25 protein-coding genes are annotated in these 22,906 nt (G+C 56.9%); 10 read left to right on the top strand and 15 right to left on the bottom strand.

All coding sequences use genetic code 11. From position 1 onward, the window contains the following. Nucleotides 1-15: 15 nt before the first annotated feature. Both H1S06_RS06235 and lolD read left to right on the top strand, forming a co-directional pair. Entirely contained in the window at nucleotides 16-1,266 is a 1,251-nt protein-coding gene (locus H1S06_RS06235) for a lipoprotein-releasing ABC transporter permease subunit (protein WP_181738311.1), read from the top strand. Then, nucleotides 1,259-1,945, top strand: coding sequence for a lipoprotein-releasing ABC transporter ATP-binding protein LolD (lolD, locus tag H1S06_RS06230; RefSeq protein ID WP_181738309.1), 687 nt, complete (start codon nucleotides 1,259-1,261; stop codon nucleotides 1,943-1,945). Before H1S06_RS06235 ends, lolD begins: the two co-directional genes overlap by 8 nt. 4 nt (nucleotides 1,946-1,949) lie before the next feature. Here the strand turns inward: lolD and H1S06_RS06225 are convergent, their stop codons facing one another. Further along, nucleotides 1,950-2,486, bottom strand: a complete 537-nt coding sequence (locus H1S06_RS06225; protein WP_181738308.1) for a DUF2062 domain-containing protein — start codon at nucleotides 2,484-2,486, stop codon at nucleotides 1,950-1,952. Between the two features lie 78 nt (nucleotides 2,487-2,564). Between H1S06_RS06225 and H1S06_RS06220 the strand changes: the two genes are divergently transcribed. From H1S06_RS06220 to kdsB, 6 genes are all read left to right on the top strand, one after another. Further along, complete coding sequence (locus tag H1S06_RS06220; protein ID WP_181738306.1) at nucleotides 2,565-4,799, top strand: DNA internalization-related competence protein ComEC/Rec2; 2,235 nt, start codon at nucleotides 2,565-2,567, stop codon at nucleotides 4,797-4,799. A gap of 63 nt (nucleotides 4,800-4,862) precedes the next feature. After that, entirely contained in the window at nucleotides 4,863-5,483 is a 621-nt protein-coding gene (locus H1S06_RS06215; protein ID WP_181738304.1) for a MotA/TolQ/ExbB proton channel family protein, read from the top strand. A 14-nt stretch (nucleotides 5,484-5,497) separates the two neighbouring features. Next, nucleotides 5,498-5,920, top strand: a complete 423-nt coding sequence (locus tag H1S06_RS06210; protein ID WP_181738302.1) for an ExbD/TolR family protein — start codon at nucleotides 5,498-5,500, stop codon at nucleotides 5,918-5,920. Nucleotides 5,921-5,964: 44 nt separating this feature from the next. Further along, on the top strand, nucleotides 5,965-6,957 hold the full coding sequence (lpxK, locus tag H1S06_RS06205; protein ID WP_255482918.1) for a tetraacyldisaccharide 4'-kinase: 993 nt from the start codon (nucleotides 5,965-5,967) through the stop codon (nucleotides 6,955-6,957). Next, nucleotides 6,938-7,129 (top strand): Trm112 family protein, encoded by a 192-nt coding sequence (locus H1S06_RS06200; protein ID WP_181738298.1) that lies wholly within the window; start codon nucleotides 6,938-6,940, stop codon nucleotides 7,127-7,129. Before lpxK ends, H1S06_RS06200 begins: the two co-directional genes overlap by 20 nt. A gap of 3 nt (nucleotides 7,130-7,132) precedes the next feature. Beyond that, on the top strand, nucleotides 7,133-7,897 hold the full coding sequence (gene kdsB / locus H1S06_RS06195) for a 3-deoxy-manno-octulosonate cytidylyltransferase (RefSeq protein ID WP_181738296.1): 765 nt from the start codon (nucleotides 7,133-7,135) through the stop codon (nucleotides 7,895-7,897). A 61-nt stretch (nucleotides 7,898-7,958) separates the two neighbouring features. Here the strand turns inward: kdsB and H1S06_RS06190 are convergent, their stop codons facing one another. Further along, entirely contained in the window at nucleotides 7,959-9,125 is a 1,167-nt protein-coding gene (locus tag H1S06_RS06190) for a cation diffusion facilitator family transporter (RefSeq protein ID WP_181738295.1), read from the bottom strand. A gap of 331 nt (nucleotides 9,126-9,456) precedes the next feature. Here H1S06_RS06190 and H1S06_RS06185 point away from each other — a divergent pair, with 331 nt between their 5' ends. After that, on the top strand, nucleotides 9,457-10,356 hold the full coding sequence (locus H1S06_RS06185) for a bile acid:sodium symporter family protein (RefSeq protein ID WP_181738293.1): 900 nt from the start codon (nucleotides 9,457-9,459) through the stop codon (nucleotides 10,354-10,356). Between the two features lie 3 nt (nucleotides 10,357-10,359). Here H1S06_RS06185 and queE read toward each other — a convergent pair whose 3' ends face one another. Continuing rightward, nucleotides 10,360-10,992 (bottom strand): 7-carboxy-7-deazaguanine synthase, encoded by a 633-nt coding sequence (queE, locus tag H1S06_RS06180; RefSeq protein WP_181738291.1) that lies wholly within the window; start codon nucleotides 10,990-10,992, stop codon nucleotides 10,360-10,362. A gap of 117 nt (nucleotides 10,993-11,109) precedes the next feature. Here queE and H1S06_RS06175 point away from each other — a divergent pair, with 117 nt between their 5' ends. Then, nucleotides 11,110-11,754: a rhodanese-like domain-containing protein gene (locus tag H1S06_RS06175; RefSeq protein WP_255482917.1), complete on the top strand. Its 645-nt coding sequence runs from the start codon at nucleotides 11,110-11,112 to the stop codon at nucleotides 11,752-11,754. Nucleotides 11,755-11,782: 28 nt separating this feature from the next. On the opposite strand, the gene H1S06_RS06170 is transcribed toward H1S06_RS06175, so the two are convergent. From H1S06_RS06170 to H1S06_RS06115, 12 genes are all read right to left on the bottom strand, one after another. Then, complete coding sequence (locus H1S06_RS06170) at nucleotides 11,783-12,694, bottom strand: recombination-associated protein RdgC (RefSeq protein ID WP_181738289.1); 912 nt, start codon at nucleotides 12,692-12,694, stop codon at nucleotides 11,783-11,785. 66 nt (nucleotides 12,695-12,760) lie between these two features. Then, entirely contained in the window at nucleotides 12,761-13,213 is a 453-nt protein-coding gene (locus H1S06_RS06165) for a thioredoxin domain-containing protein (protein WP_181738287.1), read from the bottom strand. A 42-nt stretch (nucleotides 13,214-13,255) separates the two neighbouring features. Then, nucleotides 13,256-13,798: an adenine phosphoribosyltransferase gene (locus H1S06_RS06160; RefSeq protein ID WP_181738285.1), complete on the bottom strand. Its 543-nt coding sequence runs from the start codon at nucleotides 13,796-13,798 to the stop codon at nucleotides 13,256-13,258. A 185-nt stretch (nucleotides 13,799-13,983) separates the two neighbouring features. Beyond that, on the bottom strand, nucleotides 13,984-14,769 hold the full coding sequence (gene fnr, locus H1S06_RS06155; protein WP_181738283.1) for a fumarate/nitrate reduction transcriptional regulator Fnr: 786 nt from the start codon (nucleotides 14,767-14,769) through the stop codon (nucleotides 13,984-13,986). 101 nt (nucleotides 14,770-14,870) lie between these two features. Further along, a complete protein-coding gene (hemN, locus tag H1S06_RS06150) occupies nucleotides 14,871-16,262 on the bottom strand; it encodes an oxygen-independent coproporphyrinogen III oxidase (protein ID WP_181738281.1) in 1,392 nt (463 codons plus the stop codon). Nucleotides 16,263-16,332: 70 nt separating this feature from the next. Continuing rightward, a complete protein-coding gene (locus H1S06_RS06145) occupies nucleotides 16,333-17,007 on the bottom strand; it encodes a sulfite exporter TauE/SafE family protein (protein ID WP_181738279.1) in 675 nt (224 codons plus the stop codon). Continuing rightward, nucleotides 17,007-17,207 (bottom strand): cbb3-type cytochrome oxidase assembly protein CcoS, encoded by a 201-nt coding sequence (ccoS, locus tag H1S06_RS06140; RefSeq protein ID WP_181738277.1) that lies wholly within the window; start codon nucleotides 17,205-17,207, stop codon nucleotides 17,007-17,009. Before ccoS ends, H1S06_RS06145 begins: the two co-directional genes overlap by 1 nt. Before the next feature lie 3 nt (nucleotides 17,208-17,210). Then, the gene (locus tag H1S06_RS06135) at nucleotides 17,211-19,664 is read right to left on the bottom strand and encodes a heavy metal translocating P-type ATPase (protein ID WP_181738275.1); all 2,454 of its coding nucleotides are present in this window, start codon (nucleotides 19,662-19,664) and stop codon (nucleotides 17,211-17,213) included. 8 nt (nucleotides 19,665-19,672) lie between these two features. Then, complete coding sequence (locus H1S06_RS06130) at nucleotides 19,673-20,188, bottom strand: FixH family protein (RefSeq protein ID WP_181738273.1); 516 nt, start codon at nucleotides 20,186-20,188, stop codon at nucleotides 19,673-19,675. Nucleotides 20,189-20,261: 73 nt separating this feature from the next. After that, nucleotides 20,262-21,686, bottom strand: coding sequence for a cytochrome c oxidase accessory protein CcoG (gene ccoG / locus H1S06_RS06125; protein WP_181738271.1), 1,425 nt, complete (start codon nucleotides 21,684-21,686; stop codon nucleotides 20,262-20,264). A 132-nt stretch (nucleotides 21,687-21,818) separates the two neighbouring features. Further along, the gene (gene ccoP, locus H1S06_RS06120; protein ID WP_181738270.1) at nucleotides 21,819-22,715 is read right to left on the bottom strand and encodes a cytochrome-c oxidase, cbb3-type subunit III; all 897 of its coding nucleotides are present in this window, start codon (nucleotides 22,713-22,715) and stop codon (nucleotides 21,819-21,821) included. Further along, on the bottom strand, nucleotides 22,712-22,903 hold the full coding sequence (locus H1S06_RS06115; RefSeq protein ID WP_181738268.1) for a cbb3-type cytochrome oxidase subunit 3: 192 nt from the start codon (nucleotides 22,901-22,903) through the stop codon (nucleotides 22,712-22,714). The genes ccoP and H1S06_RS06115 overlap by 4 nt, the downstream gene beginning before the upstream one ends. Nucleotides 22,904-22,906: the final 3 nt, after the last annotated feature.

Genomic DNA, 22,906 nt, shown 5'->3' with positions numbered 1-22,906 from the left:
ATTTAATTCCGCCCCATGTTTAGACCATTATCGATATTTGTCGGCCTGCGTTATACCGCAGCCAAGCGCGGCAATCATTTCATTTCGTTTATTTCTCTGGTGTCCATGCTGGGCCTTATGCTGGGCGTGGCAGCCTTGATTGTCGTCTTGTCAGTGATGAACGGCTTTGACCGGGAGTTGCGCCAACGCATTCTGGGCATGGTGCCTCATGCAACTCTGGCCGGCTATGGTGATCAGGGACTTGAGGACTGGGAATCCCTGCGTGATCAGGTCCTGCTTCAGCCCGGTGTCGAGGGTGCTGCGCCCTATGTGCAGGCCCAAGGCATGCTGACCAGCCGCGGGCGCGTTCAGGGTGTGCTGGTCAACGGCATAGACCCTGGCCAGGAAGAATCGGTCTCCATAATCGGTCGGCACATGCAGCATGGGACTCTGTCCGAGTTGCAGGGTGGGGAATACGGCATAGTGCTGGGCGAGCTGCTGGCACGTTTTCTGGGTGTCGCTGTCGGTGACAAGGTCACGCTGGTATTACCGGAAGCCTCGATCAGTGTGGCGGGTATCGTACCCAGATTAAAACGCTTTGATGTGGTTGGTATTTTTTCGGTCGGGGCCGAGCTGGATGCAAACCTGGCCTATATGCACATTGCGGATGCCGCGCGCATCAAGCGAATGTCAACCGGCCAGGTAGACGGCTTGCGCCTGAAGTTTGATGATCTGTTTACCGCCCCACAGCAAGCACGGGCCATTGCGCAGGCGCAGCCACGTCCTCTGTATGTAAATGACTGGACACGTACGCATGGCAACCTGTTTCAGGCCATTCAAATGGAAAAGCGGATGATCGCACTGCTGTTGTTGCTGATCGTCTTTGTGGCGGCCTTCAATATTGTTTCAACGCTGGTGATGGTGGTGACGGATAAACAGTCGGATATTGCCATTATGCGTACCATGGGGGCGACCCCGAGCATGATTCTGCGCGTTTTTATGGTGCAGGGGATTCTGATCGGGTTGATTGGTACGGCGCTGGGTGTGCTGTTGGGTGTGACGTTGGCACTGACGGTGACGGATCTGGTGGCCTGGATCGAGCGTATGCTGGGAATCGAATTTCTGTCAGCGGATGTGTATTTCATCAGTTATCTGCCGTCGGAACTGGTGTGGTCCGATGTCGGCATGATTACGGCGGCAGCCTTTGCGATCAGCTTTGTCGCGACCCTGTACCCGGCCTGGCGCGCATCACGTACCCAACCGGCGGAGGCCCTGCGTTATGAGTGAAGCTGTATTGAGCTGTCGGCACATCGACAAATGCTACCGGGAAGCTGGGCAGCCGATCCATATTCTCAAATCCATCGATTTGACCGTTGCCAAGGGCGAGCGACTGGCGATTGTCGGCAGCTCGGGGAGTGGTAAGAGTACCCTGCTGAATATACTGGGTGGTCTGGACCGCCCGGATGGCGGCGAAGTTCAGGTTGTCGGTCAGTCACTCTATGGTGTCAGTGAGCGTCAGCGTTCTCGTCTGCGTAACCGGAAGCTGGGTTTTGTGTATCAGTTTCATCACTTGTTGCACGAATTTACTGCGCTGGAAAATGTTGCCATGCCTCTTCTGATAGCCGGAGAGTCCAGCCATACCGCTGCCGAGCGCGCGGGTCAACTGCTGGAGCGAGTGGGATTAAAGCATCGTATCCGGCATAAACCGGCTCAGTTGAGTGGCGGAGAGCGTCAACGAGTGGCGATTGCACGTGCGCTGGTTAATGAGCCTGCCTGTGTATTAATGGATGAGCCGACAGGGAACCTGGATCGTCATACGGCTGAAGAAGTACAGCACTATCTGGACGAGCTGAATGCAACTTTGGCGACGGCTTTTGTGATCGTGACGCATGATATGCAGTTGGCGGCTCGCATGGGGCGGGCGCTTGAACTGGTCGATGGTGTGCTGCACGAAGCGGTCGCCTGATTATTTATTTGCTGTCCTTGCGCTTACAGCGAAGCTGTATGCGCTTGCGCCAGCTTCTATTGACATGCCAGATCCAGAAACGGCTGATGGCTGCATATCCGGTCAGGCCGAAGAACAGGCCGCATACCACGCTGCCCAGTAACAAGGGCCACCAGATCGAGGCAAACTCCGCCTGAATGGTTTGCAACTCCCACGACCAGTTATGTCCCAGGCTGGACTCCATACCCAGTATCCACAGACCGACCCGGTAGCAGGCGTAAAAAATAGGTGGCATAGTCAGGGGGTTGGTGATCCAGACCAGGCCTACGGAGATGGGCAGGTTACTGGATACCAGAATGGCCAGAACGGCAGCGATAACCATTTGGCCGGGAATCGGCATAAAAGCACAGAGAATGCCGACCAGAAAGGCGCGTGCAACGGATTTGCGGGTCAGATGCCATAGATTGGGGTCGTGCAGGTGTCGTCCTAGCCAGCTGAGATGACGATGTGACTTCAACGTCTGCTCGTTGGGCATGTATTTTTTGATCAGCTTGCGAGGCATCGAGACGGGTTCACCACTTCTGACAAGTGGTTACATTATGCCGCCAGAATTTCGTTAAGCCAACCATAAGGATCAAGGATGATCGCTTATCTGTCCGGAATTGTCAGTCTCGTGTTTGTCCCCGAATTGTCGTGGGGCTGGTGGGGCATACTGATGGCGTTGGCGGTTGCATTCTGGCAGCCGATACGGGCATCGGCCCTGTTATACGCAGGGGGGCTGCTGGTCGCTACAGTCTATGGCCATTGGCAGCTTGCACATCGTTTTGAACAATCGCCCCAAGACCTGGTTATGACGGCAGAAGTTGCGGCTTTGCCGGTCTATAAGAACGGTTATTACCGCCTTCTGCTCAGGCCCGTGCAGGTGTCTGCCCAAGCCTCTGAACTGCCAGCGCTCAGGCTGGTTGAGGCAAACTACTATGGGGTCGATTATCGTTTTGCAAAGGGTGATTGCCTGGAGCTGGTGGTTAAAATCAAGCCCCCCGTCGGGTTAAGCAATCCGGCTGCGTTTGATCGTGAACGTGATTACCTTAGTCGTGGCATCGATGCCAGGGGGTATGTCCGCCGGATTGAGGGGCATCGGAGTGCTGAGCCCTCGATACGACATGTGCGCCAATACCTGGCCGATTATTTTGACCAAAGGTTCTCGGTGCTCGGAGCAAACACGCTCAGGGCGTTGATACTGGGAGATCGTACGCGCCTGAGCTCCGAGCAGTGGCAGGTGCTGCAGGTCACCGGGACGGCGCATCTGTTTGTGGTCAGCGGTTTGCATGTGGCCGTTTTTGCGGCCTTGGGCTGGGGGATCGGGCGGTTGCTGCAGTTGCCGCTGTTGCTATGGTCTCGGTCCACTTCAGGTTGGCGCTGGCTGGCGCCGATGATGGCCGTTGGATTGGCAGGGTGTTATGCCGGTTTGTCGGGATGGGGGATTCCCGTGCAGCGGGCCTGGTTGATGCTGGCGGTTTTCATGCTGGGCAGTGGAGGGCTGTATCCCTTGTCGGGCTGGCAGCGCTGGCGCCTGGCGCTGGTCGTCATTGTGACCCTGCATCCGCTGGCCATTCTGGAAGCCGGATTATGGCTGTCGTTCGGGGCGGTGGCGCTGATTCTCTGGCTCTGGCAGAGCAACGCCGAAGTGCAGGGCTGGCAGCGGCATCTGGGCGTTGGTCTCAAGCTGCAGTGGGTACTTTTTCTTGGCATGTTGCCCCTGTTAGCGGCTCTGTTCAATCAGCTGAGCCTGCTCTCCGTGCCGGTCAACCTGGTGGCCGTACCGATTTTAGGGCTGCTTATCTGGTCGCTTCCGGCCCTGTTGTCGCTGGCTGCTTTCAGTGTTGAAGTGGTTCAGCTGATCAATATGGGGGTCGAAGGGTTATGGCAGCTGTTGACTTGGTGCGCGACGGTCCCGGGTCTGCATACCGATGTGGCAGGGCTTTCGGGGAGTTTGCTGGTATTGATGGGGTTGGCGGTTGTCCTGCTGCTGTTGCCGATGCCCGCGTTGTGTCGTGTGTTGCTGGTGCCGGTACTGATCCCGATACTGGCGCCGCGGATTACATTGCCGGAAGTGGGTGAATTCAACGTCTGGGTGTTTGATGTGGGGCAAGGACAGGCCGTGTTGATCGAAACGGCAGGCGGTTCTCTGTTGTATGATACGGGCCCGGGTTACCCCGGGGGCGGTGCAGCCTTTCCGTATGCGGTTCTACCCTGGCTTGAGCGGCGTGGTATATCGGTGCTGGAAACCCTGGTAATCAGTCATGGCGACAGCGATCATGCCGGGGGCTGGAATGTTCTGGCCGAACATCTGAGTGTGCGACAGCTTTATGCCGGTGAGCCGGATGCGCTGCCGGGCGCTGAACGTTGTGCCGAGCAGCAGTGGCGGTCGGGGAGTGTGAAGTTCGGCTTTTACCGGGCCTTTGCCGATACGGAAACGCGTAGCCGTAACAATCGCTCCTGTATCTTGTATGTCGACAACGGCCATTGCAGCCTGCTGTTGACGGGCGATCTGGATGCGAGTGGCGAATACCGGTTGCTGTCTAGAGGCTTCCGACAGCCGGTCACCTGGCTGGTTGCCGGGCATCATGGCAGTCGGGACTCAACCACCGCTGCGTTGCTCGACCTGTTACAGCCGCACCAGGTCGTGATCAGTGCCGGTCGGTATAATCGGTTTGGTCATCCTCATGGCGAGGTCGTGGCGCGCTTGGAAGCACGGGGAATCCCTTGGCTGCAGACGGCTGACGCAGGAGCCATACAATTGGTTGCCGATTCGGAACACTGTTCGGCAGCAGGTTACAGAAAGCAGAAAAAGCGTTATTGGACAGCCAGTTAACGCCTTACTCCCGGTAAGGATGCTGTGATAAAGTTGACACCACTAACAGGAGGTGTGTCTAAGGTGTTTGAGATTATAGTTGCCGGCGGCTGGTTGATGCTGCCAATCGTAGCGTGCTCTATTGTTGCACTTGCCATCTGCGTGAACCGTTTGCTGGTGTTGCGCCCCGCGCTTGTTACTCCCGCAGGGCTGCTGGCGGATGTGTGGGAAGCAACCCAGAAAAATGCATTGACCACCGAGCGTCTTGACGCTGTTCGTGGCGGCAGCCCGTTGGGGCGTATCATTGTTGCCGGTCTGAACAATGCGCGCTATGGCCGCGATATCATGAAAGAAAGCATTCAGGAAGAAGCTTCCCATGTGGTGCATGAGCTTGAACGCTTTTTGAACTCATTAGGAACGATTGCAGCCATTACGCCGCTCTTGGGACTGCTGGGAACCGTGATCGGCATGATCAAGGTATTCATGGAGATTATGCTGCAGGGAACCGGCAATGCCAGCATTCTGGCGGGCGGGATTTCCGAAGCTCTGATCACGACGGCCGCTGGGCTGTCGGTGGCGATCCCCGCTTTGGTTATGCACCGCTACTTCCAACGCCGTGTCGACAGTCTTGTTCTGACCATGGAGCAGGAGTCGATCAAGCTGGTCGAAGTGATTCATGGTGATCGCGAAGTCGATACCCAATAATCCGGGAGGTAGCGGTGAAATTCCAACGTCAACGACGTGAAGAGATCAATATCAACCTGACACCCTTGATTGATGTGGTGTTTTTGCTGTTGATATTTTTCATGATCACGACCACGTTTACCCGCGAGTCCCACTTGAGCATCAGTTTGCCGGAAGCGGCAACGAATGCCGTTAATGCGGCAAGCGAAATTGACGCCATTGATGTGGTCATCGGGGCCGAAGGACAATATTCGGTCAATGAACTGCCGCTGGTAACGAGTGATGCACTGACGCTGCGGCGAGCAGTGATCAAGCTGGCCGGGGAAAAACGTGATTTGCCGTTCGTCATTACGGCGGATGCCAATGCCAAACATCAGTCGGTTGTAACGGTCATGGATGTGGCCGGCCAGCTCGGATTCTCCCGGCTGAGTATCGCGACCCAAAAAGCCGGCGACTGATGTCATTGGAAAGGGCGTGGTATTCGGGAGCGAGTTGGCTCAGGATGCTGCGCCCCCTGTCGGCTCTGTTTCGGTGTCTGGTGCAGCGCCGCTGTGCGCGGCAGCGCCGTCTGGGAAGTGCCGAATCCGGCATTCCCGTACCGGTTGTCATTGTCGGCAACATCAGTATCGGAGGCACCGGGAAAACGCCGCTGACAATCGCGCTTATTGAGTTGCTCCGTGCTGAAGGTTACCGGCCAGGGGTGGTCAGTCGCGGCTATGGCGCTGCTCCTCCATCCTATCCCTGGCATGTGACTGCAGAAACACCGCCGGCAACGGGCGGAGATGAACCCTGTTTGATCGTGCAGCGTACCGATGTGCCGCTGGTGATAGACCCGGATCGCCCGCGCGCGGTTGATGCTCTGCTGGATCACTCGCCCTGTGACGTGATTATCAGTGATGACGGACTGCAGCATTATGCATTGGCACGGGACATCGAGATCGCCGTGGTTGATGGCAGGCGGGGACTGGGTAACGGGCATTGTCTGCCTGAAGGGCCGTTGCGGGAGCCGCCCGAGCGCCTGGCGCTGGTGGACTGGGTTGTGGTCAATGGCGCTGCCACGGTCGCGGGGCTGCCGGCGCTGGAACAGACGCCGGTCTGTATGCAGCTGTTTCCCTCCCGGTTAACACCCCTGTCGGGTGGTCCGAGCATTCGGCCCGAATGTTGGACGCAGGGGCGGCAGGTTCATGCGGTAGCCGGCATCGGCAATCCGGGCCGTTTCTTTGATACTCTCAGATCATTGGGTTTTGAGCCCATTGAGCATCCGCTGGAAGATCATGCAGCGATGACTCCCGAGCAATTCGACTTTCTGCCGCCGTTGCCTGTTATCATGACCGAAAAGGATGCCGTGAAGTGCCGGGCCTTTCCGCTGAAGGAAGCCTGGGTGCTCAGGGTCGAAGCCCGCTTGAGCGCATCGTTCCAATCTCAATTTTTACAGCGGCTGGCACAGGTGTCAGCGCAACAGACAGGACAAAACAATGGATCCCAAACTGCTTGATATTCTGGTGTGCCCCGTTTCCAAGGCTCCCTTGGAGTGGAACAGGGAGACCAATGAGCTGGTGTGTCGAGCCAGCGGCCTTGCCTACCCGATTCGCGATGATATTCCGGTGATGCTGGAGTCGGAAGCCCGTACTCTGAGTGCGGAAGAGCGGTTGAAGGAGAGCCAGTGATCCATGAGTTTCTCAGTTGTTATACCGGCTCGTTATGCATCCAGTCGTTTTCCGGGCAAGCCGCTGGCGGATTTGGCCGGAAAACCGATGCTGCAGCATGTCTACGAGCGTGCTTGCGAGAGTGAGGCTGTACGGGTGGTTATCGCCACGGATGACGACCGGATTGCACAGACCGCTGACGGTTTTGGGGCCGAAGTATGTATGACATCATCTGATCACCCGTCGGGTACTGATCGTTTGCAGGAAGTGGTCCAGACGCTGGGCTTTTATGCGGATGATATCGTGGTCAATGTTCAGGGTGACGAACCGCTGATTCCGCCGCGCATTATCAACCAGGTGGCGCACAACCTGATGGCGGTGCCAACGGCGGGTATTGCCACGCTGTCCGAGCCTATTGAAACGATTGATGCGCTACTGAACCCCAATGTGGTCAAGGTCATAACCGATCATCAGGGGATGGCGCTGTATTTCAGTCGCGCACCGGTACCCTGGCCGCGTGACGACTTCATGTCGGGTGAGCGTGATCAAATGCCGGCAGGCTTCCCCTGGCAGCGTCATATCGGTCTCTATGCCTACCGGGTCAAAATGCTCAATGATTTTGTCAACTGGCCACCGGCTGCGCTGGAGCAGACCGAGTCCCTTGAGCAGTTGCGCGCACTCTGGCACGGGGTGGGGATACACGTGGCAGCGGCGGATGTGGCGCCACCCGCGGGAGTGGATACGCCGGAAGACCTGGCGCGTATCGCCGAGCTTCTGGTCAACGGCTGAGTCCGTCTCTGGATGGGGCGGGTCCTTTGCCGGGACCCAGCCCCGGATTGTCGGCCGGGAGCTAGTGTGGCGGCAGCCATAGATTCAATTCCCTGAACCAGTTCAATGCCGACAGCTGTTCGCGCAGCTGTTCTTCCAGTTCCCGGGCGCTGAGTCCGGTTTGTACCAGCAACTGATGAATCTGTCCCGATGCCTTGATATCCAGGTCAATATATTCCGGATGGTAGTACAGAATCAGTTCGTAATCCGGGTTGTCGCCAAGAATTCGACTCAGCGCCGCGTCCAGGTGTTGGCTGATTTCACGTCGTGACGGCATGATCGGGCAAAAGACATCACCATGGATTTCATCGTCATAGGTGTCGATATGAAAAATGACATGGCCGATGTCATCAAACCGGCTTTGTAACTGGCACACCACATTGTCACCAATGTAGTGCCCTTCGGCCGCACTGAGGTGGGGGGCAACCTGAAGATGCATCTCCAGCAGGCTCTGGCTGCCCATCAGGCGGCTTTTGAAGCTGTGGACGTTGATAACGCCTTCTACTCGCAAGACCTGCTCACGTAGCTCCGCAACGCGCTCCTCGGGCAAGGCGGTATCCACCAGTTCAGTCACGCTTTTGGAAACCAGGTCCCAGCCGATCTTGCCTACCAGAACGGCCACCAAAACGGCTGCCAGCGCGTCGAGCCACCAGATACCGGCCATGGCACCGGCAACCGCCAGCAGTACGACAATGGAAGAGAAGGCATCGGTACGGCTGTGCCAGGCATTGGCGATGATCAGATCGGACTGCAACTGCTTACCGATCTTCAGCGTATAGCGAAAGATCCACTCTTTTCCCAGAATGGAAATGGCCGCAGCAATCAGTGCGGGCCAAGTTGGCAGGTCAGGCGCAGTCGAGGCAAACAGCAGGCTGATGCTGTCGTAGGCCATGGCGCCGCCGACAGCGATCAGAATGGTACCCAGCGCCACGGTGCCTACCGTTTCGAAGCGTGCGTGGCCCCAAGGGTGGTTGTCGTCGGGTGCTCGGTGCGAGAGCCTCAGTACCGCGACGACCATAAAGTCGGTCAATAGGTCGGACAGGGAATGGATTCCGTCCGCAATCAGAGCGCTCGAGTTCGCAATAGCGCCAATCAGGATTTTCAGGATGCCGAGAAAGGTATCCAGAATGGCGCCGATAATGGTGACGCGCTCGGCGGCCTTGCGGCGCTTGTCGAGTTGTTCCTGCATCGGTTGTGCACTCCGCTGAAAACAGCGCGTAATGATACCGTTATATCCCGGTCGGCACTAGACGTGCGCCTGACGGTAGGGTTATTGAGCGAGTAAGTGGCTGATTTCAGTAATTAAAAACTGGTGATCAAAAAACGATCAATCTGTTTGAGGGCACGTGATTACGCGAGCTGAAGCCGTTTGGTAATGAAATCTTCACAGTGTTATCCACAGCAGATGTGGGTAGGATGACATAAGCCGGTCACGGAGAGGGTCGGGGCGTCAGTATGCCATTGTTCCTTCATGCCGTATCGCTTAGCATGGCGACTTCGTTTCGCGTCGATGGTGCCTGATGCAGACCTCATATCTCACCCAGCTTGTTTTGCCTCTGGCGCTGTTCAGCATCATGTTTGGTGTGGGCCTGACTCTGTCCCGAAGTGATTTTATGCGCCTGTTGCAAAGACCGGGAATCGTGTTGCTGGGGCTGGGGGCGCAGTTGATTCTCTTGCCCCTGCTGGGGGCCATGGTGCTGTGGTGTACAGAGGTGCCTCCACTGCTGGGCGCGGGTTTGATGATCTTGACATTGGCGCCGGGTGGCGCCACTTCCAACATGCTGACGCTGCTGGCCCGGGGCGATACGGCACTTTCGGTCACATTAACAGCCATCACCAGTCTGGTGACACCCTTTACGTTGCCATTACTGACACTGGTCGTGCTGGACGTGTATGGTCTGAGTGAGGTCATGCCGCCCTTTCCCGTATTGGTAACCCTCTTGAAAATGGTGCTGGTAACCTTGTTGCCGGTGGGGCTGGGTATGCTGGTTGCCTCTGTGAGGCCGTCTCAATGCACGCGCCTGATCCCGCCGATCAAGGTATGTTCGTTGATCTTCATGGTGCTGACCGTATCCTTGATCATGTGGGCCAATTGGGCCCGATTGCCGGAGCTGATCGGTGCCGTGGGGCCGGTTTCTTTGCTACTGGCGGTTTGCGCCTTGCTGACGGGATATCTGCTCGCAGCCTGGGCAGGGGTGTCGGGGGCGGGGAAGGTTACACTGGCCATTGAGGTCGGTATTCAGAATGCAGGCACCGCCTTGCTGGTGACGGGAGGGTTGCTGCAAAGCGCCGAAATGTCAGTGGGCGTATTGATTTACGGGGTGCTGATGCAGTTGCCGGTACTGGTTCTGATCGGCTGGCGCAACCGTGATCTCATACCTGTTTCATCAACTTCGTCAGGATTCACCCCGTTGGACTGAGTTTCAGTCGATACCAATGATCTTGTGTGTCTGCAGGCTCAGTCGCCATTGTGGGTGGGCCATGCAGTAGTCGATACAACGGCGTGTGTGTGTGTTTTGCAGCGGGCTATCCAGTGGCTGTAGATAAAAGTGATCAAATGCCAAGTGGGCAAAGCGCTCCGGCAGGGCTTCGCTCTGCGGGTAGACCAGCTTGAGTTCGTCACCCTCGGTAATGATGACTTCGCTGCGCCCCTTGGGGCTGACGCATACCCAGTCGATACCGGGGGGAAGGGGCTTGGTGCCATTGGTTTCAATGGCAATTTCGAAGCCGTAGGCGTGCAGGGCTTCTATCAGCTCGGTGTCCAGTTGGAGTGCGGGCTCGCCGCCGGTGCACACGACATAGCGCTTGCCTGTCTGTTTATCCGGCCAGAAGCTGTTGATACGAGCGGCCAGGGTGTCGGCGTCGGCAAACTTGCCACCATTTTGCCCATCGGTACCAATGAAATCGGTGTCGCAGAAGTCGCATAGAGCGCCGGCCCTGTCTTGTTCCCGGCCAGACCACAGGTTGCAGCCGGTGAAGCGGCAGAAAACCGAGGCGCGACCGCTCTGGGCACCTTCGCCCTGTAAGGTGTAAAAAATTTCTTTGACGCTGTACATGCAAGCTCCTGCTGAATTGAGGCGTCAGTGTATCGGCAATTTGATAATGATCAAGATGCTCGGGGATGTGCACGAAGTGTTTTATACTGCAAGGCCACATAAATGGAGGAGATGAAAATGGATATGCGTTGGTTTGCAGCTGCCGCATTCAGCAGTTTGTTGGCTGTGGCACCTGTCGCTTCTGGGGACGAGGCAGGCAATCGTGTGATGATTGCGCCTGACTTGTATTCCTTTACCGTTACGCATGAGGGTGAGGCATACGAAATTCTGCGCAACCAGACCCCGGGGCATCGTATTAATGCGCTGTATGACACCACGGGTCGAGGCGTGCCTCAGCCGATGCATCCATTTGAGCCGCATCAGGTTGAAACACTGGGTGAGCTGGAGTTCATACGCTACATGCAGCAGGCGCAAACGGATTCAAATGTAATGATCGTGGATACTCGCACCGTGGGCTGGTTTGCACGACTGACTATTCCGGGAGCGCAGAGCTATCCGTATACGATGATGGATGATGCTGGGGACCGGGATTGGGCACTGGATGATTTCGGCGTGACCAAAACGGCCGCTGGAGAATATGACTTCAGCCAAGCGAAAACGCTGGCGATGTTTTGTAACGGCTACTGGTGTGCCCAGACGCCAGCGATGATTCGCAAATTGCTGGCGCTGGGGTATCCTGACAGCAAGTTGAAATACTACCGGGGTGGTATGCAGGCCTGGGTCAGCCTGGGCTTCTCTGTTGTGGGTGAGGGTGCCGAGTAAACGTCATGGCACCCCCGGGCGGACCTCGTCAGGCCTGAGGTTCGCCGCCGAATGCATGCAATACCTCGGGCAGCAGTCGGGCAAATTCGAGCCCCATGCGCGCCAGTTCGGTGTCACGGGCTGCGAGGATATCTTCGGGCATCTCAGCGTCCAGTTGCTCGCGATATTCATCGCTCAGACGCAAGCGGTGCAGGCTCAGGTCTTCATGCAGCACAAAGCGCACCTGTTGCTGCCATTCCAGCGCCAGTCGCTTGACCTGCATGCCGGCTTCCAGGTGTGCGCTGATTTCATCACACAGCAGGTCCTGTCCCTTGACGCTGATCTTGCTGCCCTCATTCATCGGATCGCGCAACTCGCATTCGTCCTCCAGTGCCCACCCCTGGGGCATGCCTTCTCCCTGCAGCCAGGCGGTCATAACCTTATCGGCCGATAGCTGGGTCTGAGGCAGCTTGACGGTCAGGGACCCCAGTACTTGACGCAACTGGTTCAGCAATTCTTCGGCCTGCTTGTGACTGGATGTATTGATCAGAATCCAGCCTTGTTGTGGCATCAGAATGGCTTCAATACGGCGGCGGCGCGTGAAGCTGCGAGGCAGCAGGTCCATGATGACGTCATCCTTGAGCTGCAGCTTCTCCTTGCGATACACCTTGCGGGCCTGCTCTGTTTCGATCAGGGCGACCTTCTCATCCAGTTGCTCGCGGACGACGCTGGCGGGGAGAATGCGTTCTTCCTGCAGCAAATTGATCAGTAAGAAACCGTTGCTGCTGAAGACCAGCATCTCTTCGGCTTCCTTGACCGGCTGGCTCCAGCCGCTGCGGTTCATTTCCTGGCTGCCGCAGGGAGTGAAGGGGTGTTCGGCAAGGGCCTGTTGCAGATGTTCCTGCGTCAGGCCGGCAGGGGGCTCAAAACGATAGAAGATAAGGTTGCGAAACCAGAGCATGGGATCTCCCGGTAAGAGTGGTTTAAGCGGGGTATGGAAGAATTCTAACGCGCCGGACGGTTTGATTCACGGCTGAGTGTGCATCAGAGCCTGTTCAATCGCCTGGTCAAGGTAGTAGCCGTAGAAGTCCCTGGAGCTGATACCGACCAAAGGTTCACCCAGTGCCATGCCATCCAGGCCCAGCATCAGCACACTGGGGAAGAACTTGATCCCGTAACGTTGAGCAAAGGTTGAAGGTGTTTCAGGCTGGTGGTCGCCGGTCTTGATCATGCCGGCCCCGGGGACTTTCAGTTCGCGCACGATCAGTTCTGATTGTTGTTTCCGGTGAATGGGAAGCAGAAAATCCCCGCGTACCAGGTCGCAGTAGACGCATTCGGGCTGTGAAAACAGCAGCACCAGTATCTGTGGTGCCGGTGTTTGAGCCCGCAGGGGCTCAAAGCCGGTGAAATAGGGCAAGGTTTCGGCTGCTTTTGCCGGCAGGGCAGGCAGGATAAGCAGCAAGGCAAAAAAAAGTTTCATGATTGTTGCTTCCGGGCGATGAGTGGCGCGTGTGACGTCGACTCAGCTGCCTTCATAAGCCAGTAGAGCGTACACGGGAATACCCAGTTCCTGAATGCGAGTCGAGCCCTGCAGATCGGGCAGGTCAATCAGTGCAGCTGCTTCGATGACTTCGGCCCCGAGTTTCTTGATCAGCGTGCAGGCGGCCAGAAGGGTTCCGCCGGTTGCGATCAGGTCATCGAACAGCAGGACGCGATCACCTTCGCTAACGGCGTCGATCTGCATTTCGACCGCAGCAGTCCCGTATTCCAGCGTATATTCCTGATGAATGGTTTCACCGGGAAGTTTGCCTTTTTTACGCACTAGAACCAGGGGCAAGTTGAGCTGGTGCGCAATGATGGCACCGACCAGGAAGCCGCGTGCATCAATGCAGGCAATGTGGGTAATGTCGCTGTCGATATAGCGCTGGATGAATGCATCAGACACCATGCGCATGGCTTTGGGGTCCTTGAAAATCGGTGTCACGTCTCGAAAAATGACGCCGGGATCAGGCCAGTCCTGCAGCGAGCGGATGACGGATTTGACATAAAATTCATCGTAGGACATGCGATAACTCCCAGGTGGCACTCAATTGATATAACTCAATGCCGCAGTAACGGAATACAGGTGTAATGCAGGTGTTGGGTTACACATTGAGATGGCTACTTCATTGTGCAACTTGGGACGTAGCTTCAGTGGAGCTACGTCCTTTTTTTATCGAGCCATGTGTAACCAGGGTAGGCTGGTTGGCGTCAGGAGCTTTTGTGTTCTCGCTGAGCTGCCGTTGAGCATTGACTGTTATCACGTGACTCGCCCGACAGGCGATACATTTCTTCAAGATTGATCAGTTCCACTTCCTTGCCATCAACCCTCATCAGTTCCATTTTCTGGAAGCGGGTAAAAATCCGGCTCACTGTTTCCACGGCCAAACCCAGATAGTTACCGATCTCATTACGTGACATGGACAGACGGAAGTTCGAAGCCGAGTAGCCACGGGTTTTGAAGCGCTGGGACAATTTGAGCAGGAAGGTGGCAACGCGCTGCTCCGCATTTTTCTTGGACAGCAGCAGCATCATCTGCTGGTCGTCACGCAGTTCCTTGCTCATGCTGCGCAGCATCTGTCGACGCAACTCGGGCAGCTGGCCTGACAGGTCATCCAGGCGTTCAAAGGGGATTTCACAGACCGTGGTTGTTTCCAGAACCTTGGCCGACATCGGGTAGTTTTCGGCATCAAAACCGCTCAGGCCCACCAGTTCGCCGGGGAAATAAAATCCGGTGATCTGCTCTTCGCCTTCATTGGTCAGCGTGTAACTTTTGATCGTGCCGGCGCGGATGGCGTAGACCGAGCTGAAAGGTTCGCCCTGATGAAACAGGTGCTCGCCCTTTTTGAGGGGGCGGCTCTTTTCGATGATATCGTCCAGACGGTCGATATCCGTCATTTCCAGGGACACGGGTAAACAAAGAGTGCTCAGGCTGCAGGTCTTGCAATGCACCTGGGATAGACTATGAAGCTTTCCTTGATTTTTGCAGTCGGCCATGAGGGCATCCTTTGGTCTGTAGTCACATGATGGCTTTGGGCGCATTATGTAACATTTACCCTCAAGGGTGAAGCGCAAGGCCCGTGAACCGGGCCTGAACTTTAGATGATACGGGAAAAATTTCGTGTCGGGTGCTGTTTGGGGATGTAAGCATCGAAGGCCATGCAGATACGGCGGATCAGCAGTCGGCCAGCAGGGGTGACGGAAATGGAGTTCGGCTGCAGGCGAATCAGGCCGTCGGCATCAAATTGGCGCAGTTCTGCCTGTTCGTCGGCAAAATACTGGTTGAAGCTGATGGCAAAACGCTGCTCGATACTGCGCGTGTCCAGTTCGAATTGGCAGATCAGGCTGGTGATGACGGCGCGGCGGATGTGGTCGTCCCGACCCAGTTGTACGCCACGTTTGACGGCGTGTTGCTGCTGCGCTACGGCCTGGCTATACGCCGTCATGTCGTGCTCGTTCTGATAATAGACGTTGCCAACCTGGCTGATGGCGGAAACGCCCATGGCGACCAGGTCGCAGTCCGCATGGGTGGTGTAGCCCTGAAAGTTGCGGTGCAGCTTGCCTTGGGCCTGTGCCTGGGCCAGTTCGTCGTCAGGCTTGGCGAAATGGTCCATGCCAATATAGACATAACCGGCCTCAAGCAGGCGGTTGATACTGTTTTGCAGAATGGCGAGTTTCGTCTCGGCTGAGGGCAGGTCGTCGGCACGAATGTGTTTTTGTGAGCGGAAGCGGTCCGGCAAGTGGGCATAGTTGAATACGGACAGGCGGTCGGGACTCATGTCGAGGACGGTTTCCAGCGTGTCGGCAAAACTTTGTTCGCTCTGGTGCGGCAGGCCGTAAATCAGGTCCATGTTGATGGACTTGAAGCCCAGCTCGCGAGAGCGTTCCAGTACGGCGTTGACCTGTTCGGTGGGCTGGACGCGATTGACCGCTTCCTGGACTTGAGGGTTCACATCCTGTACGCCCAGACTGATGCGGTTGAAGCCGATATCACGCAGTACGCCTAAAGTGTCCGTGCCTGCCTCACGGGGGTCTATTTCAATGGAATAATCGCCCTGATCATCGTCGCGCAGATTGAAATTGTGCCTCAGCGCCTGCATCAGGTCACGCATCTGTTGATCGCTGATGAACGTGGGAGTGCCGCCTCCCCAGTGCAGCTGGTTGACGATACGATCGCCACGATACCAACGGGACAGCTGTTCCATTTCCTGGTACAGCGTATCCAGGTAAGGTTGGGCCTTCTTGCGGTTGCGCGTGATCACCTTATTGCAGGCGCAGTAATAGCAGACATGGGCACAGAAGGGAATGTGCACATACAGTGACAGGGGGGCGTTCAGGTCGGCGCTGTCTTGTCCTGCGGCAATCAGCTGATCGGCTGCCAGGCCGGAATCAAACTGGATAGCGGTCGGGTAGGAGGTATAGCGGGGCCCGGCAAGATCGTAACGGCGAATAAGATCCAGATCCCAGCTGACATTGCTCTGTTGAGTCACGACTACACCTCTTGGATAACAATCAAAAAGGCATTATAGGCGTTGTGTCGACCAGACGGCTTGATAAGTATCAAGCGTGAGGCAGCCACAGTCCCCAGGGCACGGTAGCAAGGCCGAAGACGATAACCAGCAGGCCAGCGCCGGTACGTACGCCCTGCTGTTGCATCAGCTGGCGCAGCTGCCCGGCCAGCAAGGCGGTTGTCATCATAGCCGGCAGAGTTCCCAGTCCGAACAACAGCATCAGCAGGGCGCTGTTGGCGGGCTCACTGCTGACGCTCCCGGTCCAGATCAGAGTTGTGTAGACCAGGCCGCAGGGCAGCCAGCCCCAAAGTCCGCCCAGAGCCAGAGCCTTGGGTAGTGTGGTGGCCGGCAAGAGCGTACGGCTAAGCGGCTGGATACGTCGCCAGAGGACGCCGCCCAGTCGCTCAAGGTAGGCGGCACCCTGCCACCAGCCGGCAATATAGAGTCCGCTGACTATCATGATCAGTGCGGCCAGTGTACGCAGCCAGCGGGTAGCTTCCGGGCTATTGGCCAGGGAGTGTCCCAAAGCTCCGACCAGCAGGCCGGCGATGGCGTAGCTCAGAATGCGGCCCAGGTTAAAGGCCAGCAGCAATGACAGGCCGCTGCTTTGGGCAGGAGTCCGGCTCATGGAAATGCTGCCGGCGATGCCGCCGCACATACCGACGCAATGGGTGCTGCCCGCCAGACCGAAGACCAGAGCGGACAGCATCAAGCTGGGTTCCATCAGGGAGTATTGTCCGTTTTGTCGGAATGATCAGGGCGGGCATCGTCGGGGATCATGTCTCCATCATCCTCGAACAGAATGCGATGAGCCGGTGACTCAAGGTCATCAAACTGACCTTGCTTGACGCTCCAGAAAAACGCCCAGATACCGACGCTGACCAAGATGATCGCGATTGGAATCAGCAGGTAGATGATTTCCATAAGTTACTCCCGATGCTTGCGACGAAGGCGTGGTCGGCGTGACAGTCGCATGGCATTGCCTACCACGATCAGTGAGCTGGCGGACATGCCGACGGCGGCCATGTAGGGGGCAATAAAGCCCATGGCGGCCAGCGGCAGAGCGACCAGGTTATACATGAGCGCCCAGGTCAGGTTTTCACGAATGATCATGCGCGTCTTGCGTGCAACCAGAAGAGCGAGTGCAAGGCGTTCCAGTTCGCTGGAAATCAGTACGGCATCAGCGCTGGTTTTGGCCAGGTCGGTCGCAGAGCCCATGGCGATGGAGGTGCGTGCGCCCGCCAGAACGGGAATATCATTGATACCGTCGCCGACCATGACCACACTGGCCCCGGATGCCTGCAGCTCGTTGATGTACTCGAGTTTCTGGTCGGGCGAAACACCCTGCTTGACCGTATCAATTCCAAGTTCCTGTGCCACACGAGCGGCGGCGGAAGAATCGTCGCCGGTGAGCATGCCGATCTGCATGCCAAGTCGCTTGAGTGCGGACAGGGTGAAGGCGGCGTCCTTGCGGATCTGGTCGTCGAGAGCGAACCAGGCAAGCGGTCCCTGTCGATCGGCCAGCAGCAGCCACTGGCGCTCTCTGTCCGGTTGTTCGGGCAGTGGGCCTTGATACAGCTCGGCAGCATATGAAGGTTTGCCGATACGATAGGATGTTCCGGCCACTTCGCCTTCAACACCGGCGTTGACGGTGATGCGAGTGTTACAGGCCTCAATCTGGAAATAGGGTCGGAACGCGCGAGCAATGGGGTGCTCGGATACCTGCTCAAGTGCGGCTGCGATCGCGTAGGGGTTGTGACTGCCCAACTCGCGGGCTGGCTGCATTTGCTGGATGCTGAGATTGCCTTCGGTCAGGGTACCGGTCTTGTCAAAAATGACGTGAGTGGCGCTGGCAAGCCCTTCCAGCACATGGCCCCGCGTGATCAGGAAGCCCTGTTGGCGCAGTGTTCCCGTTGCCGCCGTCAGAGCGGTAGGAGTGGCCAGTCCGAGTGCGCAGGGGCAGGTAACAACCAGTACGGACAGGGTGATCCAAAAAGCGTCTTCAGGCGCGATAAATGACCAGGCTGTGGCTACAGTGGCTGACGTGATGAGTACCGCCAGAACGAAGTAGCGGGCGACCTTGTCGGCGACTCGTGCCGTCATGGGCTTGTCGGCATGGGCGCGGTCCAGAAGGCCGACAATGGCGGACAGGCGAGTATTGGCACCCACATCGGTAATGCGGACTTTGATGGGATGTTCGACGTTGATGGTGCCGCCCACAACGGGATCATTCACGGCTTTGCTGATGGGCAGGTATTCTCCGGTCAGGGCCGATTCGTCGATCGCGCTTTCACCGTCCGTAATGATGCCATCGGCAGGCAGGGTGTGTCCGGGGCGGACCAGTACCAGATCGTCGGGCTTAAGCTCGGAAACCGGGACCATTTTCTCATGGCCTTCCTGCAGCAGGGTTGCGCTGGCCGGCAGCAGGTCCATCAGGGCATTGCCGGCTTTGCCGGTACGGTGTCGTGCCTGCATCTCGATATAACGACCGATCAACAGGAAGAATGTGAACATGGTGACGGAGTCGAAATAGACTTCACCCGTGTTCATAACAGTTGCCCAGACGCTGGCCAGATAGGCGCCACCGATGGCAATGGAAACCGGCACGTCCATGCTCAGGTTGCGGGTGCGGAGGTCGCGCCAGGCCGTAATGAAAAATGGGCGGGCGGAATAGAGTACCACCGGCGTCGCCAATACCAGGCTGCTCCAGCGGATGAATTCGACGAAGCGGGCTTCCATGTCCTGCAGAGCACCGGCATAGAGGGCGATGGCCATCATCATGACCTGCATCATGCCGACACCGGCTACACCCAGGCGTCGAATGGCGCGCTTGTTTTCCTGCTCAAGCAACTGCTCTTCACGGTTGGGGTGGTAGGGGTGTGCCTTGTAGCCGATACGCAGAACTTCGGCAAATAGTGTGCTGAGACGGGTTTGCTCGGGGTTCCAGACCAGGCGTGCGCGGTGGTTGGTCATGTTTACACTGAATTGAGTCACGCCGGGCTGTTGGCCCAAATGGTGCTCCAGCAGCCAGACGCAAGCGGCGCAAGTGATGCCTTCAATCACCAGTGTGGCTTCAGCCTGTTCAGAGCTGATGTGGCGCACAAACTCGGCCTGTATGGCTTTCGAGTCATACAGCGCCAGTTCGTCGGCCAGATGAGACTCGGCGGCCAGGCGCCCGTCGTTGATCGCGCCAGACGCCTCGCGGTGACGGTAGAAACCATCGAGACCGCCGTCAACGATGGTTTTTGCCACCGCCTGGCAACCTGGGCAGCACATGGGCTGTGCCTTGCCATTGATCAGGGTGGTGTAATCGGTGCCGGAAGGTACCGGCAGTCCGCAATGAAAGCAGGATGCCGGTGCCTGTGTCCGCTGGACGGTCATGTCTATACTCACTGCGGGGTCAGAGAGTAGCGAAGCTGCTCAGTGAAAGGTGGAAGGATTTCCTGACGTAATTGCCAGTCGCCGTCATCCGGTACCAGTGACAGGTAACGTTTGCCGCTGATGTGGCCTTCCAGACTGCCGGTGTAAAGTCCCTTGCCATCCACGCTGCGCAATACCAGGATCTGGTCATATTTCTGATGCGTTGGATGGATGATGTTCAGGTGCAAGATCTGGGGGTAGGCCTCCAGTGCTCCGGACAGGCGCAGGTTGATATCACCGGTCAGCGTATCCATGCGCAGATCGGCATCCAGGCCCAGCGTGCGTGCGTAATCGATCTTGGATGTATCGATGTTCATGCCGCGTGCGACTTTGTAATAGTCTTCCTTGACTACGCCATCGCTGGTGGTGATGGCGTAGTAGATGAAAAAGCTTGAGTAAATGAAGACCGCGATCAGCGGGGCCAGGATAAACCAGAGCCAGGGTTGCTTGAACCAGGGAGCAGGGGGGTTGACGTGCGTGTTCATGACACTCCTTGCATAGAATAACGGCCGGGGATGAGCCGGCCGTTATTCTAACCTAAATTAAAGTTTTCAGGGACTACCGTTGTGGTATGGGACCCAGGAAACGGTTTTCAGTTTCAATGCTGATACCTGAATCGCTGATGGCCTCAACCTTGAAGCGAATGGTCGAGTTGTTCGATGGCAGGTTATCGGGGCTGATCTGCAGACGTACCGGGTAGGTCAGCAGTTCGCCAGCTGCGATCGCAATTTCGGGGTCGGTGGCGATCTTGATGCCCTCCAGACCTGATACCGAAATGGTATAGCGATGATCGACCTGCTCCTTGTTGGCGATCTTCAGTGTATAGATGTTTTCGATCAGACCGGACGGCGTGTTGTTGTACAACTGGCCTCGGTCGCGAATGACATCGACTTCCAGCGGGACGCGGTCGGCAATGGCCCAGGCGAAGGCGCCGGACATGATCAGCAGGGCAGCGAAGTAGCCAATCAGGCGTGGACGCAGCAGTTTGGTCTTGTTGCCGCTGAGGGCGTGCTCGGTTGTGTAGCGCACCAGTCCACGTGCGTACCCCATCCGGTCCATCATATCGTCGCAGGCGTCTACGCAGGCGCCGCAGGCGACGCATTCGTACTGCAGGCCATCACGGATGTCGATTCCGACGGGGCAAACATGAACACAGGCCAGGCAGTCAATGCAGTCGCCGAGGCCGGCGGCTTCCTTATCGGTGTTCTTCTTGCGGCTGCCACGCGGTTCGCCGCGGGCTTCGTCATAGGAAATGATCAGCGTATCCTGGTCGAACATGACGCTCTGGAAGCGGGCGTAGGGACACATGTAGATGCAGACCTGTTCGCGCAACCAGCCGGCGTTGCCGTAGGTTGCAACTACGAAAAAGGCCAGCCACCAGGTTTCCCAGGGACCCAGGTCCCAGACCATGATGTTGGGGATCAATTCACGGATAGGTGAGAAATAACCGACAAAGGCAATGGCCGAGGCGATGGCGATCACTACCCACAGCAAGTGCTTGGCCGTTTTGCGTGCAAATTTTTCGCCGCTCATCGGTTGCTTGTCGAGACGCATGCGCTTGTTGCGGTCGCCTTCGGTGATGCGTTCTACCCACATGAACAGCCAGGTCCAGACAAACTGTGGGCAGGAGTAGCCACACCAGAGACGGCCGGCAAATACGGTCACGAAAAACAGGGTAAAGGCCAGAATGATCAGCAGCCAGGACAGCAGTACGAAATCCTGGGGCCAGAATGTCAGGCCGAAAATATGAAACTGACGGTTGGGGAGGTCAAACAGAACGGCTTGGCGGCCGTCATACTGAATCCAGGAAACCCCGTAAAACATGGCCAGCATCAGTACGCCGGATGCCACACGGAGGTTCTTGAACAAGCCTTTGTAAAATTTGACGTAAATGTGCTCGCGTTTGGCGTAGAGGTTGTAGGACTCAGCCTGCTCCTTGCCATCTTTGCGAGGGGTTACGTCTTTTACCGGTATCTGATTCATGCCAGTACCTACTACTGATTACGTCGACAGGTCTATTCCAAATTTATTAGGAATGCTGAATATTATACTAGTCCGGTAACAAAAAAGGCGACATGACCTGCGTCATGCCGCCTTTTTGTCAGCCGAACGGGTTTACTTGTTGGACAAGCTGTACACGTAAGCGGCGATCAGGTGGATCTTGTCTTCAGACAAAAGATCCTTCTGTGCAGGCATGACACCCGCACGACCTGCACGAATGGTATGGGCGATGTTTTTGAACTCGCTGCCATACAGCCATACGTCGTCGGTCAGGTTGGGTGCGCCCAGCGCATGCATGCCCTCACCGTCAGCACCGTGACAGGCCGTGCACAGGGCCTGGAACTGACGTTCACCATTACCGATATCGGTACCGGCAACCGCGTCCTGGCCGCTCAGGGTCATGACATAGCTGGCCACGTCACGTACACCATCTTCGCCCAGCACTTCGCCCCAGGGGGGCATTGCGCCGGTACGACCGTGTGTGATGGTCTGCTTGATGGTGGCCGGGTTACCGCCATAGAGCCAGTCGCTGTCGGTCAGGTTCGGGAAACCGATGGCGCCAGTACCTGCCGAGCCGTGACATACGGAGCAGTTGTTGGCGAACATGCGCTGACCCATTTTCAGACCGGCTTCGTGTTCAGGCTTCTGCAGGTCTTCGATAGACAAGGCCGCATACTTGGCAAAGACCGGGCGGTACACTTCTTCAGCGTGCTGCATTTCGGCTTCCCACTGGTTGGTGGAAGTCCAGCCCAGCAGGCCCTTGAAGTTACCCAGGCCCGGGTAGAGCATCAGGTAGCCCAGGCCGAAGATGACGGTTGCTACGAACAGGTAGAACCACCACTGCGGCAGCGGGTTATCAAACTCTTCAATGCCATCGAATGCGTGACCAACGGTCTGGTCGGTCGTTTCCTTGAACTTTTCACCCTTGCGCGTCGCGAAGAGTAGCCAGGCGCAGCCGAAAATAACTGCCAGGGTAATAACGGTTACCCATGCGCTCCAGAAAGCACTCATTTGTTGTCTCTCCTGTTATGGGTCCCATCCTGACCCGGTTCATCAGTCTTCTCTTCGTCGGCGAAGGGAAGCTGAGATGCCTCATCGAAACCTTTCTTGTTGCCGGGCAGTAGCACCCAGGCGAAAAGGCCGATAAACGTAACCAGCATCAGAACTGGCAGGTAGGGACCATAAACCTCATAACTCACGGA

The sequence above is a fragment of the Marinobacterium marinum genome, assembly GCF_013868415.1.
GTDB lineage: Bacteria > Pseudomonadota > Gammaproteobacteria > Pseudomonadales > Balneatricaceae > Marinobacterium > Marinobacterium marinum.
This window is presented reverse-complemented; position numbering and strand designations above follow the sequence as displayed.